11 protein-coding genes are annotated in these 15,294 nt (G+C 42.0%); 4 read left to right on the top strand and 7 right to left on the bottom strand.

What is annotated here, in order from left to right:
- Window positions 1-365 precede the first annotated feature (365 nt).
- Window positions 366-761 carry a DUF4345 family protein gene (locus J8M00_RS10850; protein WP_211010259.1) on the bottom strand — a complete coding sequence of 132 codons (396 nt, stop codon included), beginning with the start codon at window positions 759-761 and terminating at the stop codon, window positions 366-368.
- Between the two features lie 43 nt (window positions 762-804).
- On the opposite strand from J8M00_RS10850, the gene J8M00_RS10845 reads away from it, so the two are divergent.
- Window positions 805-1,608 (top strand): helix-turn-helix transcriptional regulator, encoded by an 804-nt coding sequence (locus J8M00_RS10845; RefSeq protein WP_211010258.1) that lies wholly within the window; start codon window positions 805-807, stop codon window positions 1,606-1,608.
- Between the two features lie 122 nt (window positions 1,609-1,730).
- Here the strand turns inward: J8M00_RS10845 and J8M00_RS10840 are convergent, their stop codons facing one another.
- The 3 genes from J8M00_RS10840 to J8M00_RS10830 form a co-directional block, all read right to left on the bottom strand.
- Entirely contained in the window at window positions 1,731-3,032 is a 1,302-nt protein-coding gene (locus J8M00_RS10840; protein WP_211010257.1) for a metal-dependent hydrolase family protein, read from the bottom strand.
- A gap of 173 nt (window positions 3,033-3,205) precedes the next feature.
- Complete coding sequence (locus tag J8M00_RS10835; RefSeq protein WP_211010256.1) at window positions 3,206-4,756, bottom strand: response regulator; 1,551 nt, start codon at window positions 4,754-4,756, stop codon at window positions 3,206-3,208.
- 251 nt (window positions 4,757-5,007) lie between these two features.
- On the bottom strand, window positions 5,008-5,850 hold the full coding sequence (locus tag J8M00_RS10830; RefSeq protein ID WP_211010378.1) for an HDOD domain-containing protein: 843 nt from the start codon (window positions 5,848-5,850) through the stop codon (window positions 5,008-5,010).
- Window positions 5,851-6,063: 213 nt separating this feature from the next.
- Here J8M00_RS10830 and J8M00_RS10825 point away from each other — a divergent pair, with 213 nt between their 5' ends.
- Window positions 6,064-7,617: an AbgT family transporter gene (locus J8M00_RS10825; RefSeq protein ID WP_023401594.1), complete on the top strand. Its 1,554-nt coding sequence runs from the start codon at window positions 6,064-6,066 to the stop codon at window positions 7,615-7,617.
- A 46-nt stretch (window positions 7,618-7,663) separates the two neighbouring features.
- Here J8M00_RS10825 and cmoB read toward each other — a convergent pair whose 3' ends face one another.
- Window positions 7,664-8,632, bottom strand: coding sequence for a tRNA 5-methoxyuridine(34)/uridine 5-oxyacetic acid(34) synthase CmoB (gene cmoB, locus J8M00_RS10820; protein ID WP_211010255.1), 969 nt, complete (start codon window positions 8,630-8,632; stop codon window positions 7,664-7,666).
- Window positions 8,633-8,642: 10 nt separating this feature from the next.
- On the bottom strand, window positions 8,643-9,368 hold the full coding sequence (gene cmoA, locus J8M00_RS10815) for a carboxy-S-adenosyl-L-methionine synthase CmoA (protein ID WP_211010377.1): 726 nt from the start codon (window positions 9,366-9,368) through the stop codon (window positions 8,643-8,645).
- A 117-nt stretch (window positions 9,369-9,485) separates the two neighbouring features.
- Between cmoA and J8M00_RS10810 the strand changes: the two genes are divergently transcribed.
- Window positions 9,486-10,172, top strand: coding sequence for a DUF3334 family protein (locus J8M00_RS10810; RefSeq protein ID WP_211010254.1), 687 nt, complete (start codon window positions 9,486-9,488; stop codon window positions 10,170-10,172).
- 52 nt (window positions 10,173-10,224) lie between these two features.
- Here the strand turns inward: J8M00_RS10810 and J8M00_RS10805 are convergent, their stop codons facing one another.
- Window positions 10,225-14,007 carry a response regulator gene (locus tag J8M00_RS10805; RefSeq protein WP_211010253.1) on the bottom strand — a complete coding sequence of 1,261 codons (3,783 nt, stop codon included), beginning with the start codon at window positions 14,005-14,007 and terminating at the stop codon, window positions 10,225-10,227.
- A 108-nt stretch (window positions 14,008-14,115) separates the two neighbouring features.
- On the opposite strand from J8M00_RS10805, the gene J8M00_RS10800 reads away from it, so the two are divergent.
- Window positions 14,116-15,225, top strand: a complete 1,110-nt coding sequence (locus tag J8M00_RS10800; protein ID WP_211010252.1) for an ATP-binding response regulator — start codon at window positions 14,116-14,118, stop codon at window positions 15,223-15,225.
- The last annotated feature ends 69 nt before the right edge of the window (window positions 15,226-15,294 follow it).

The raw sequence follows: 15,294 nt of genomic DNA, 5'->3' as shown, positions 1-15,294 counted from the left end.
GACAAATATCGCCAAACTACAGCGCGAATTATCTCAAATAACAACAGCCGTTCAATCACGTATCTAACTACTCATAACAATAACAACATCTTAGAAATATGTCATCTAGTAGTGGCTTCTCAAAGGCGGCAAATATCACCTATCAGTGATACGGGAAAAACTCCGATCACGTGACTCAAATGTATGGATTGGCTCAACGTGTTTGAACTTTTAGCAAGGTTTGTCAGGAGCAATTTTCAAGCGTAATTTAAAGGGGCGGGTGCAATGTTCTTGATGAAGGTTCAGTGATTGAAAGATAATGGAAGTGAATTAAAGGCTGAACTTACCCTTGGTTTTCAGCCTTTAAATTAGTTATGTGTAGAGAATTAATCTGAGTGTTGGCTGTTGATAAGTTTAGTACCCACTAAAAGTAAAGAGAGCGCAATGATAGTGGGTATTAAGTTAACTGCCAGCTCTGAAAAGCTGCCATCAAAAATGTAGCCCACTAGTCTCCCAAGCAGCACCAGTGTGAGTGAGAAAATTCCAACTAGGCAGTACTCTTTGCGAAGTTTAAAGGCACCAATCAGTACGCTTACCCATATTGCCGTTGTAGTACCTCCCCACAATGCTCTGACACTGGACAAGCCGCTTGCCGTTTCAATCGGGCTAATAAAAACATGCGCAAGCATGGTGTTTGGGGCAAACATAAACATCAAACCCGTTGTAATAAAAAATGTTGCGAGTAGCCCAAGTAATATTCTACCCATGTTTCTTTTTGTCATAATTGTTCCAAATGTGTTGCGACGTATAACTTGCAAACAGGATATGGAAAACTATGACAGTTTATGTCATATTTGTTTGGTTATGCGAAACTCAACACTTTCCAGAATGGAGCGGCTTGAAGCCATCACTGCTCGTTTAAAAACCGACGAACCTACGACAATTGGCCAGATCGCCAAAGAAGTTGGCGTTAGTACTCGAACGCTCAACAGAGACATCGAAGTTTTAAAAGAGCGTGGCTTGCCAATTGAAACAGATGCCGGTCGCGGCGGTGGTATACGGCTCGATAGGCGCTGGGGAGTTGGGCGGATCAAGCTCAATTATACAGAAGCGGTGGACTTAATGATAAGTTTGGCCATTGCTGAGCAAATGAATTCCCCACTCTTTATGGCCCACTTGAGTAGCGTACGGCACAAGGTCATGGCGTCTTTTTCCCCATCTATGAAGCACAAAGTGAATGGCATTAAGTCTCGGATCATTATCGGTAAAGTGGCGTCAGAAAATGTATTAGCTCACTTTAATGCGCCTGAAAAGTCATCCGTTGAGTTGCTGCACCAAGCGTTTTTGATGCAGCAACATATCGAAATCGCCTATTCAGATGAAAAAGGCAATCAAACAATTCGAGTCATTGAACCGCATTATTTATTTTTAAGTTACCCGGTTTGGTATGTACTTGCTTGGGATCACCTTAGGCAAGATATGAGAAGGTTTCGGTGTGACCGAATTGAAGCAATTGCAGCGAAAGGGGATGACTTTACCTTGATCCCATTGAGTCAATTCAAAGAGAAAATGCGTCAACAGGAACGTATGCAAAAACCTGCGGACGGATTACAAAAAGTACACCAATAAAATGTACTTGTTTGTCATTTTTAACAAAATTAGCAGCGCGCTCATATCACTTGTTTAGCTTAAAGATTGCGTTGACCAATCAGATTTAACCAAATGCCACATCTGACTGGTCGGTTTGAGGTTTATTTAGCAGTGCGCTTATCAACTTCAACTTTACCGTCTTTGACAACGAAAGTAACTTGCTCCATTAGAGTAATGTTGTCCAAAGGGTTACCCGGCACGGCAATAATATCCGCGAGTTTACCTGCTTCTAGTGAGCCGAGCTTCTCTTGTTGTTTTAGTAAAGTTGCAGAATTTATCGTTGCAGCCTGTAGCGCTTGTAGCTCAGTCATGCCGAATTTAACCATGCGACTGAACTGCTTGCCATTGTCTCCGTGAGGGTAGACACCACCGTCAGAGCCAAATACCATATTGACGCCTGCCTCAACCGCTTTGGAAAAGCTGGCGCGCTGCTTCGCTCCTACTTTACGTTCTTTATCGAGGCTTTCTGGCAATATTCCCGCTTTTTCTCCTTCGCCTAGGATATATTCAGTGTTGTATATGTCCATTGAGAAGTAGGTTCCATGTTTAAGGGCGAGTTTGATGGCTTCATCATCCAAAAAACTCACGTGCTCAACTGAATCAACACCAGCTCGGATCGCAGACTTTATACCATCAGTGCCGTGTGCATGAGCGGCAACGGTGAGGCCTCTTAAATGCACTTCCGCAACCAGCGCCTGCATTTCTTCGAGCGAGTATTGCTGTGCTCCTACTTTTGTGCCTTTTGATAAAACACCACCAGTGGCACAGAACTTAATGACATCGACGCCATACTTTATATTTTCTCGGACCTTTTTTCGAACAGCCCATGGTCCGTCTGCGACGCCTGCAGCAGTGACTTGATGCTCATGGGTAAACAGGTTGTTGTCACAGTGACCGCCAGTGATACCTAGCGCAGGTCCAGAGGCAAATATGCGAGGGCCGGGTACATCGCCGTCATAAATTGCATCGCGCAGCGCCAAATCAGCATAGCCACCAGCGCCTAGGTTGCGCACTGAGGTAAAACCAGCTGCTAGGGTACGTTTGGCATTTCTAACTCCGGTAATCGCAGATCGAGGCACTGTTCGGCGTAATCTTTTATAGCCGTGAACCTGTGCATCACCTGTGAGATGAACATGCATGTCAAATAAGCCAGGTATTAGCGTGTGGCCATTTAAATCAATTATTCTTGCGTTTTTTGGGGCATTTCTAGGCGTGCGTTTAGAAATCGATGTAATGGTGTTATCTTCGACGACAATAGTTGCTGGGCTAAGCAACTTACCAGTTTTGACATCAAGTGCAGCATCCGCATTGAGAATAAGTGTATCGGCAAACACACTGGTGGTGGTAAATAGTATGGCAGTACCAATAAGCGTTGATTTCAAAATTATCCCCTCTTTTATCATTATTTTTTCGACTACAGTCTAGCCATGGGTACTTTTTGTGCGCAAGCAATTTACGATTGTTGGCATAAAATATGTGATGTTTTTGTAATTAAAGGGGTATTTTAATATTACCAATCGGTATTGCTGCAAGTCTATAGCAGGCTGGAACGTACGATGCTGTGAAGGTAAACCTGTTAGCTAACAATGGTTTCTCTCGGTTTGTTTAACTGAAGATAATGGAGATAATCTTGCTCTTTTAGACCCGCTTCACGGCTAGAGCGAAGTAGTAAATCATTTAAAGCTTGGTTATTTATGCCGCTTCTGAGCGCTTTGCTGCACATTTTTATGGTGTCTCTATATTCGCCTGATTCGAATAGTCGCGAAGCAAATTGCATATATGCATCCTGCTGCTCGGATTCAACAGTATAAATTCGTGCGAAAATTTCTCTATGCATTAAACCTGCCAGAACGTAGTGGCTATTTCTATGCTGTTTGCCTAGCGCCCTATGTGCGTTGAACAACATCTCTTTGGCACGTTCCATATCGCCGACAAAATAAAACAAATATGCAATGACGGTGATCGCACAGGGGTCATCCATCAAGGTTTGGCTAAGTTGTAACAGCTTTGCACTTGCTCCGGCGGTTTTGTTTTCCATAAGCATCATCATGATCAGCAATAGATTGAACTCATCAGGACAATATTTTTGAATGTTGCTAGCGTGCCTAGTAAGTGCGGACTTTAAGTCCCCCTGTATTACTTTGAACACTTTTGCGTCTAAAGTACTTTTTTTATTGAGGGTTTCTAACAGACTTATCTTGATAGTTAAAGCGGATAGCAGTGCTGTAAGTGCCGCATCTTCTTGGTATGTTCGTTCTTTACGTTTTATTAAGTTGTCTACAGCATCGCGTTCATTACAAACATGCAATACCATTAAACTCAATCGGAACATACTTGGAGACATATCCTCTATGGGAAATGCAAGTACCTGAGCGGTTGCAAGCTCCCGATTATTCATTTGAAATGCGATGTAAATTTGCCAATAAAATACGCGTACCGGGTAGTCCAACCTAGTCTGAGGTTCCGACAAGAAAGATTTACATGCTTCGAAATCTTTAAGTTCATAATTAACATGAAATAGAGACCATTTTGCCCACTGTATATTGCGCTCCGTCAGCGGCAGCAGCAGTTTTTTAGCTAGCGAGTAATGGCCCAATTTAAGCAATAAGTTAACGAGTAATTGATTGCGCGCCTTTTTTAAATAATTAGGATACTCTTGTTTACGTAGCTCTTTAAGCTTAAGCAGGGCGCTTTTATACTGTTTATTGCGTATAAATTGATAGGCACTTTTGAACTCTTGAACCTGAAGCGTATGTTCTTCCAATATAGTTGCTAAATCTTGTGGCGTATATGGTACCTCGAGGTGTTGATTACTGTGAAATGGGTATTCACAAGCATAGTCAAATGCACTTTGCCTCTTGGCCATATAAACTAGTCGCGTAGTTGGGGGTAAAGTTTCGTTATAAACCAACTCACTAACAAGGTCATATAGATTTTTTATTGTGTCGACTCGGTTGTCTAAAAAGACAATGTCATAGGTATTTTGTTTCGCTGAGATCTCAAAAGCGCTGCCTGAGCGATACGAACGAACATGAGAAACACCTTGTTTATTCAACAAAGCCTCTAAAAATCTGATGTTGTCGCTATTATCATCGACTATTGCAATTTTTAGATCTGTATACTGCACTCTTTTTCCTTTGTTCAGTCTTTAGCAATGTTGACAAAGCTGAAAAAACATCCAGTTTGTAGTTAAATTTGGAACTCACTATTCTAATCGCTTTAAACACATAATCATAGCGCTAAATGTAATTTCATTTACATTTATTTAAAGTTTAGCAGGAAGGGACTGTTATTTGGTAATGTTGAGTAATTGTTGCACCACATGGCGCTTTACTGAATAGGCGCTTGTGGTGCAAAACACAATTGGTCTGGTATGGTCTAATTGAATATTTCTTCTACATCATCTTTGATATCTTGATATGCGTCTTCGTCAAGCTCCAAAACATGTAATACGTCTGCTTTTATATGGGCCCAATCAGGAACAGATACAAAGCGTTTATTAATCTGCACTAAATGCTCTGCCATCTTTAAGGTGGCCATGGTGCATGCGAGCTCTTGTTCGTGGTTTTCTTTGAAATACTCCATATCGTGATGTCTTAAAATGAGCTTGCAAATCGGCTTTGGTAAGTTCCAGCTGTTTGCTAAAAAGTATCCTATGGTTGCATGGTTGGTATTGTAGATGGCCTCTTCTTGGTCTACTAATAACATGTCATAGTTACTATTTGCACAGGACAAAACATTGGCGTAATCATCGAATTTGAGCGCCATTGCAGGTATGCCAGCATCATGAAATAGTCCTAACATATGCAAGCTTTCTAACGGTATTTTAACTGGGATCTTTCGGCCAATTATCATTGCGACTTCAGATATTTCGTTTGCGGTATCCCAAAACCTTTCCAAACTAATACAGCACTGGGATTGATCAAAAGCTTGTTTGAGCAAAAAACCGGTAACAAGGTGAGTGACGCTATTTAAACCGAGGAACATAACCGCTTGCCGAATATCTGTTATCGTCCGCGAGAAGCCGTAAGATGAAGAGTTAATGACTTTTAATACCGCTGCTGAAGTTGCAACATCGGTGGCAATGAGATCTGCTATTTGACCTAACTCTGGTTCATCTGATTGTAGTAAATCGTGTAGATCTGTAAGTAATTCAGGCTTTGGAGGAAGAGAAAAACCTTTTTCTACATCATTTAGAACAACATTGTCTATTTCTATCATAGTTCTTCCATTGTGATGAATGACATCTAACTGAGATATTAACACTGACTGCATTTGAGTATAGCCCCACCTTGTTAATTTTTGAGCGGGCTTAGCAGATTTTGTGTCTTTTGCCTGTTAAATAATCAACCAGTTGGTAATTCAGGGACGTTTTATTGCTTTCATTTGCTTTGTTAAGTTAAGGTTAGATAATTTTATTGTTTGGGAATAATTATGAGTCAATCACCTGAAACGGCAGCGCCGAGTGGGGCTGTTGCGCGTTTTCTTAACGGGATCGAACGTGTAGGGAATAAACTGCCCGATCCAGCTATTATTTTCTTGTCGGCAATGTTGCTGATATGGTTCCTTTCTTGGATATTTTCAAGTACTACTTTTGATGCAATAGACCCTCGTACCGGTGAGGCTATTGTTATACACAATCTACTAAGCGGTGATTCACTTGCTAACTTTTTAGCCAACATGGTTAAAACATTCACAGGTTTCGCGCCTTTGGGTGTCGTATTGGTCGCCATGTTGGGTGTGGGTGTAGCTGAGCATTCTGGCTACATCAATACGGGCTTAAAGCTTATGTTAAAACGTACACCGCAAGCGCTCCTAACGCCTTCAATTATCTTGATTGCGATTGTTAGCCATACGGCAACTGATGCTGGGTATGTATTGGTGATCCCACTTGCCGGTGTTATTTTTTACGCGATGGGCCGTCATCCGCTCGCTGGTATTGCGGCAGCATTTGCTGGTGTGAGTGGTGGATTTAGCGCAAACTTCATTCCATCAGGAATCGACCCATTGCTGCAGAGCTTCACGCAAAGTGCAGCGCAAATCATTGACCCAGATATTGCGGTGAATCCGTTAAATAACTGGTTTTTCACCTCAGCTTCTAGCTTATTCATCATTTTATTAGGCTGGTACATCACAGATAAAATCATCGAACCTCGTTTAAAAAATACGGAAATTGATGGTGACACAAATAGCTTGCCTTCTTTTGACGAAGTAAATGCAAAAGAAAAACGTGCATTTTTAGCTGCGTCTGGCGTTATGCTCTCTGGTATTGCTCTGCTAATTTATGCTGCAAGTGGTGAAGACTCAGCACTTAGAAGCCCAAGTGGTGCGTTAACCGAATTTAGTGCACCGCTAATGCAATCCATTGTACCGCTTATATTCTTGCTGTTTTGGATCCCTGGTGCTGTATATGGCTTCCTTGTCGGTACATTTAAGTCGTCTAAAGATATGATTGATGCAATGAGTAAATCCATGGGCAGCATGGCATATTACATTGTTATGGCGTTTTTCTGTGCGCTCTTTATCAGTGCGTTTAGTCAGTCTAATTTGGGGGCGTTACTTGCAATTGAAGGTGCTGAAGTACTTAAAGCGCTTGCGCTACCAAGTTCTGTAACGGTTGTTGGTATTATTTTCTTAACAGCGTTTGTGAACCTATTTGTTGGTTCAAGCTCGGCAAAATGGGCATTGTTAGGCCCTATCTTTGTTCCTATGTTGATGCAGCTTGGTTTGTCTCCTGATTTAACGCAGGCTGCATACCGTGTGGGTGACTCTAGCTCAAATATCATTACACCTTTGATGCCGTATTTCCCATTGGTTGTTGTTTACTGTCAGAAGTATGTTAAAAACACAGGAATTGGTACGCTAATTGCTCTTATGATCCCGTACTCTATCGCTTTCCTAGTTGGTTGGAGTATCTTCTTGTTAGCTTATTGGGGTCTTAGCATTCCATTGGGCTTGCAATCTAGCTACATATATCCTGCTGGGTAAGTCATAAAAAGCCGCTCAATTGAGCGGCTTTTTTTATTTGAAATGTTTAAGCTTCTGCGATAAAAATTGCCCGCAGTGGGGCAGGGTATCCTTCAATGGTTTTGCTCGGAACTAGTGGATCTAAGAAGTCTGCTAGAGATTCGGTTTCCATCCACTCTGTTCTTCGCTGTTCATCTAATGACGTTGTATCTTCGTTAACAACCCTAACGTTTTTGAACCCAACACGTTCGAGCCAAAGTTTCAGAGCGTCGCAACTCGGTATATACCATACATTTCGCATTTTTGCATAGCGGTCTGTCGGGACTAAAACGGTATTGACATCACCTTCAATGACTAAGGTCTCTAGCACCAGTTCACCGCCTTTACGTAATTGCGCACGTAATTGGCTTAAAAAGTCGATTGGAGAGCGTCTGTGGTAGAGTACACCCATAGAGAATACGGTATCGAATGCTTTTAGCTCGGGCAACTGCTCCACTCCAAGTGGCAGCAAATGCACGTCTGGATCCGGGTTAAAGTGTTTGATAGCTTGAAATTGGCTCAAGAATAAGTCTGAAGGGTCGATACCAACGACAAATTCAGCCCCAGCGCCTTTCATGCGCCATAAGTGATAGCCAGAGCCACACCCGATGTCTAATACTGTTCTACCGTGCAAATCGCTAATATGTGGTAATAGGCGATCCCATTTCCAGTCGCTACGCCACTCAGTATCAATATGAATTCCGTGTATATGAAAAGGACCTTTTCTCCAAGGCATCATGCGTTTGAGCAGGTGTGTCAGCTGTTTAGTATGGCCCTCTGAAAGTTCCTCACTCAGGCCAAACTCAACACGGTCAGCGATATTAATATGGTTTGTTTGTGACTGCGGTAAATTCTTAAGAACTTTTTCCCACTTTGGCCAATCACCGTGCTGTGCTTCTTTTTGCCAGTGCGTTAATTGTGCAGGCAAAGTATCTAGCCAATGGCACAGTTGATTTTTGGCGATAGCTGCATAAAAGTCGTTAAACCAGGTATTCATAATGTTCTCGTTATTTGATTGCTACCATTGAGCAAAAGTTAAAGCACTGATACCAAACTTGGGTATTTCCAAATCCAACAGTATGGAGTCGTTCAATGTGGGTGCTTAATGCATCCGTACGCATAATGTTCTCAATGGCAGTTCTTTTTTGGCTGATTTCTAGCTCCGAATAGCCATTTTGGCGTTTGAAGTCATGGTGTAAGTCAATCAATAGATTGTCTTTTACATCATTTTCGCCTTTGATTTTTTCGGATAGAAGTAAAACACCACCGGGTTTTAGTCCTGCGTAGATTTTTTCAAGTACAGTTTGTCTCTGCTCTTGAGGGATAAATTGCAATGTAAAGTTCATTGCTACGACGCTTGCATTCTTTATTTCGATTTCGTTGATATCGCCCAGTTGTACATCGACAGGCACCTCTGATTTAAAGCCTTTGAGGTGAAGTTGGCAGCGCTCTACCATAGGGGCTGAGTTATCAACCGCGATAATTTGACAGTTTTCTTTGTCAATATTGCGTCGCATGCTGAGTGTAACTGCGCCTAACGCGCACCCAAGATCATATAAATTAGAATTACTCTGTGCAAATTGACCCGCTAACTTACCCATTGTGCTCACCATTGTGGCGTAGCCAGGTACCGACCGTTGGATCATATCGGGGAACACTTCAACGACATTAGCGTCAAATGTAAAGTCTTTTACTTCTTGCTCTGCGGCATAAATACTGTCTTTGCCAGTCACAATACTACTCTCATACAAAAATAATCTTGCCATTTTAGCATTTTATACTGGATAGTCAGTGATAAATTGAGTAGCTTGGCTACTATTAGTCATAAGAAGTAAAAAATGAGATAAAAAATGGCGAAAAATAAAGTTGTCAGCACAGAAGATATCCTATCCACCCTATGTCACTCAGTTACTGAGGTGCTCTCTTCTGCAAGCGGTAATCAAATATCGTATTCAGCAATGGTACAAAAAATCACTCGTACATGTATGAGACCTGATATCGGTTGTTTTGTTTTGTTTGACGGTGGTTTTACAGGGCTTGTCGTGACGAATTTTACAGCACAAGCGGCAATGGAAGTATATCAGGATTACATGCGAAATATGGGGATGCCTGAAAGCGAAATAGCTCAAAGCCACTTATCTGACGATGTGTCCAATGTGATGGGCGAATTGATGAACCAGATAGTGGGTGACTTTACTGGTAAAGTGCGGGAGCAGCTACATACCTCCATTACCCAAAACCAGCCGAAGATGATGGCGATTAACAAACAGGTGCAGATCTCGGTGGATACAACGATGGATAGGCCTCAAGCGAGACGAGTTACGTTTACTACACAGGGGCAGAATATTTTTTATCTTGAGTTAGCGATGGATAAGACTGAGTTTATTAAGCTGCATGATTTTGATATTTCAGAAGCGGTAGACCCAGATGATATCATCGCAAATCAAACAGCAACTTCGGGCAAGGCAACAAAGCAACCAGCGCAGACGCAAGAAGACGCGGCAGATGACGACTTCATGGCAGAGTTAGGATTGTAAATTTGATAATCTGGGTTTGCCGTGCAAGGCTGTTTGTTGCAAGCAAACCCATTTAACTTTCTAGTTCGCCTGTTACGCTTTGCAGTAATTTATACGCGTCGGCGAATTCAAATCTTGCCACCATAATTTTGAGTTCGTTAATGGTGTGCTCGTCTAAACCTTCGGTCTCTTCAAGGTGTTCAACAATATCGGTTGCTTTTGAGTCGTATTCTTTTAGCGCCACAGCAAACTCATTGACAGAGTATTGATGCTGCTCGTTTACTTTCTCCTTTTTCTGTTCAAGTAATAAAGAAGCCTTGTTTTTTGTCTCGGCTAGGTAGTTTGATAGCTGATCCAGTTTAGTGAGATCTATAGTGTCAGTTTTTACTTGCCCTTCAATGTCATGTGCAATTTCTGCAAAGTACTCCATTGATAGATTGGCCCCAGCGCCTTTCATCGCGTGAAGAATATCGAGCGATAACTCTGAATTCCCCATGCTTATGGCCTGCTTTAAATTGATCACCTCTTCAATCTGCTGAGTTATGAATTTATTTAACAACTTGAAATAAACAGACTCGTTGTTTGCTGCACGCTGTATACCTTCTTTAACGTTAATTCCATTCAATTCAACGTGGCTAATGGTTTCAGGTTGTGGTTGATGAGGGTCGTCTATAATACGTTCGGCTTTTTCTTCTAGAGGTTGTATAGATGCTAAAGTATCTACAATGGTGTTGAGCAACCCCTCGACATCTATCGGCTTTGAGACATGCCCGTTCATCCCTGCATCCAAACAAAGTTGAATATCAGGTCCCATTGCATTGGCTGTCATTGCAAGAATTGGTAGCTTATCCATAGGGATAAGTTTACGAATGGCCTTTGTCGCTTCGATCCCATCTAACACAGGCATTTGCATATCCATAAGGACTATATCGTAATCATGGTCTTGCACGGCTTTGAGTGCCACCTCACCATTGCAGGCGACGCTTGCTTGTGCGCCGTGGAAGCTCAAGATCTCAACGGCAATCTCTTGGTTTACTGGCTGATCTTCTGCGACCAAAATATGCAAACCCGCAAGCACTTGTTGATTATCTTCAATTTTTTGTTGTGTTGAGGGGGAGGGGGTTGCACCAAAGCAAACTTGAATACAGTCTAACAAGCTCGACGGGTTAAATGGTTTCAGCAGCATACTATCAATCATGCTCTTGTGTGATTCTTTGAACGAAACTTCATGACCGTGAGCGGTGACGAGTACAAAAAAGCCTGACAAACCTTTTTCCTTCAATTGCTCAATGGTATCCACACCATTGATATCAGGCATATGCCAATCTACAAAGTAGATATCGTGTTCATAGTGTGATTGCGCTAGTTGCTCGATAAAGCTTTTTCCACTTTCAAATAGTGACACCGTAAAACCTAGAGATTCAAGCATGGTTTCCATGATGTCTCTAGCATCTTCGTTGTCATCGATAACACAGGCTGATTTACCTTCAAAGCTTTGGCCACTTTTCGCAGGTGTTGATGCGTAGTTATTGATAGCCATCGGCAGAGTAAAATAAAACTCCGAACCACAATTTAGATCGCTCTCAACGAAAATCTCGCCACCGAGTAATTTTACCAACTGCTGAGAAATAGTCAGTCCAAGTCCCGTGCCGCCATATTTTCGGGTGGTGGAGGTATCTGCTTGAGAAAAGGATTGAAACAACTTTGTTTGTTGCTCTTTACTCATACCAATTCCTGTGTCTTTGACGGAGAAGGTGAGCTTGGCTTGATCTGATTGCTTGTTAAGTATTGATACCGAGAGAGTTACGCCGCCAGTTTCAGTGAACTTAACTGCATTGCCAGCTAAGTTGATGAGTATTTGTGACAGTCTCAACGGGTCGCCCACAAAATTATTGGGGAGATCCGTTGGTACATTAAATATCAGGTCTAGCTGTTTCTCTTGTGCTTTGAGTCCGACTATCGTGGTTACATTATCGAGTACTTTATCCAATTCAAAGGGAATATGCTCAATGTCGACTTTGCCTGCTTCTATTTTGGAAAAGTCCAGTATGTCGTTGATCAATTTCAGTAACTGTTTTGCCGCATAATCAATTTTGGTCACGTATCCATGCTGTTTTGGTGACAAGTCTGAATTAAGGGCGAGGTGAGCCATACCGATAATCGCGTTCATAGGTGAGCGGATTTCATGACTCATATTGGCAAGAAACTCCCCTTTTACTTGCGCATTTTTATCAGCTTCTTCTTTTGCATTTAGCATCTGGCGTTCAAGTTCATTGCGCTCAGTCACATCTAAGAAGGTGCCTACAACGCCGCCCACTTCTCCTAAGCTATCAAAAAATGGTGCCTCGTACACAATGAGCTCTCGGGGATCTTTGAGGCTATTCTCCATGGAAAGTGCAAATGAGTGGGCGTCCTTTTCTGTAATGGTACGCTGGGACTTTGTATCCAAGTAAGTCGCAGTTTTATCATCAAACACGTCGTTTAAATGGGAGTCAGTGACTTCGACTTCGAATTTATCGATAAACGCTAAAAAGGCTCGGTTGACCCCCATAAAAATGCCTTTTGTGTCTCGGTAATAGGTTGGATTAGGGATCGCATTGATGATGTGTAAGGTGAGTTCTAAATGGGCAGCTAAGGCATTTTCTGCTTCAATTTGTTTTTGCGTATTTTCACTTAACCTTAGCTGTATACTCAGGTCTTCACACAATAGCTTTAAGCATTGTTCATGGGCATTTTTTAAAGGGCTAGTAAAGGCAACGACAACACACCCCGTAAGTTCCTCACCAATAATGAGTGGTAAGTACAGTATGGTATGTACTTCAAGAGTTAAACCATCTTTGTGTAACACAGCGTTTTTGTTCTCACTAATGAAGGCTTGCGTACACTTTTCAGACACGAGTTTATTAACTTGAATTGATTGTTCATCAAAATAGGCTGGGAAACCTATAACGGACTGTTGTATAAACCTTTCGCCCTCATATTTGAAGAGGGCTACGCTTGGACTTTGAAAATGTTCGGCGATAAATTTTGCGGCTATCTGGTTCATTTGTGAGGGAGCGGTACAGTGGCGTATTTCGCCGCTAAAAGCATGTCTTATTTTGGCTGTATCAGCGCGCTCGTCGAGGCTTTGGTAGGTCAGTGAAACAGATTGCACGATGTCAGCGACTTCCCCCTGTAAATTTGCAGGCAATGAAATGCTCTGGCCATTGTAATTTTTGTCGATGCAAAAAGCGCGGTGTAACAAACTAAAAGGGGAAATAAAGCGTTTATTCAAGTAATACAATATAAACAACGTAATAAACAACAAAGTAATTAGGCTTACCCAGAGGTAAAACAGTAAATTGTTACTGCTTTGATACATGCGCTGCTTTGCCAACAGTAATTGTGCGTTGGTCGCATCTAAGGCAAGTGCAATTGCGCTGGTTGATCGCTGGTGGGCAGGCATCAAACTTTTATCCCAGGTTTGTTGCTGAATGTTTGTCTGCTGGTTAGAGAGTGTTTCGTATAGCGTTTGCATCACCATATAGGTGTTAAATGCTTGATTGAGCTTGCTATTGGTATCGAGGGACTCTGAATTTGATTTGAGCGATTCTAGTGTGACGCGAGAGCGGAGCAATTGTTGTTTTAGTTGTGTTCTGCTCTCAGAGTTGTCTAACACATGGTTTTTTACATCAAACAGCAGCGTTAAGTTCGTCATTTGAAGTTGATTTAGCGCGTCATAACGTGCACTGAGTTGATTGATGTGAAGCTTCTGTGACGTCATTTCGCCTTCCCAGCTTGACATAAAAACTAAGTTGGCGACGAGTAAGGTAGGGAGTATTACAAAAAACGAATGAAACATTGTTTTTATTGACATAACTTACTTTCCAAAACTTGACTAATATTAACAATAGTCGCACGCACGTAATTAACAAGCGGTGTGAGATGACGTAGGGAGCTGACGAAATGTGAAGGGTGTCAAAAGATGGCTGAAATACTCATAGTTGATGATGTTGCAGAAAACTTGCAAATCCTTCAACTTATTTTAAGGAACGAAGGACATAAGGTGTTTGCTGCGATTAGTGGCGAAGTTGCTTTGAAAATTGCAAACGAACATCTTCCTACTTTGATTATTTCCGACATAAAAATGCCAGGTATGGATGGACTTACATTGTGCAAAACATTGAAGCAAACACAAAGAACTGCACAGATCCCAATAATATTTGTTAGTGCAGAGCGAGAGACGGACAATATTGTCGCCGCGTTAGAAGTTGGTGGTGTTGATTATATTACAAAGCCTTTTAAGCCCCCAGAAGTATTAGCAAGAGTAAATACCCAATTAAAGCTGTTAGATGCGCATAAATTGGCTGTGCGCCAGCAACTGTCCCATGTAATGAATCAAATGGTGGTTGGTGTCGCACATGAAATCAATACACCACTAGGTGCAGCTATCACAGCTGTGACGCATTTTGAAGGTATCTTATCTCAATTGATTGACGCATTTGGCAGTGAAACGCTCTGCGCCGAGCAGCTTGCTACGGGACTAGAAGAATCCAAACAAGGCGTGGAACTATGTGAGCGAAATCTGTCGCGAGTAGCACAGTTCGTTAAAGTGTTAAAAGAGATCGCACGCGTTGAGCGTCCAACGACCCCCTCTGCTGTTAATGTTATTGCTTTATTAAATGATTTGAAAAGTAGTTGGTCTAAAAAGAACATCTCTATTGAGGTGCGCGCGATAGATGCAAACTTTATGGCCGACAGGGACATATTATTGACCATTTTTGACAATCTGATAGACAACTCATTGTCCCATGGCGGCCTGAGCAGTGGTAAAGCCATTTCCATAGAGGTGACATTAAAAGAGCAGTACATTGAGTTTTTGTACTACGATCATGGGCAGGGTCTAGTTGATATCACCCCGGAAGAGGTTATAAAGCCTTTTATTACAACTAAACGAGGCAATAGCGGACACGTTGGGTTGAGCGCTTCTGTTACCGCGAATTTAATTGGAAGTGCTTTAGGCGGTTCTTACCAGTTATCTAACCGGGGTAGAGGATTAGAGTGGTCAATTGAAATTCCATTAAATTCAGCTTGATCTGAATCAACGATTAATAATTATCGAGAGTGAAGCGGACATAAGTCCTTATGTAGGTGCCTTTATTTC

This window comes from Pseudoalteromonas luteoviolacea (genome assembly GCF_018100925.1).
GTDB lineage: Bacteria > Pseudomonadota > Gammaproteobacteria > Enterobacterales > Alteromonadaceae > Pseudoalteromonas > Pseudoalteromonas obscura.
The sequence above is the reverse complement of the archived record's forward strand: the minus strand, read 5'-3'. Positions and strand labels throughout refer to the sequence as shown.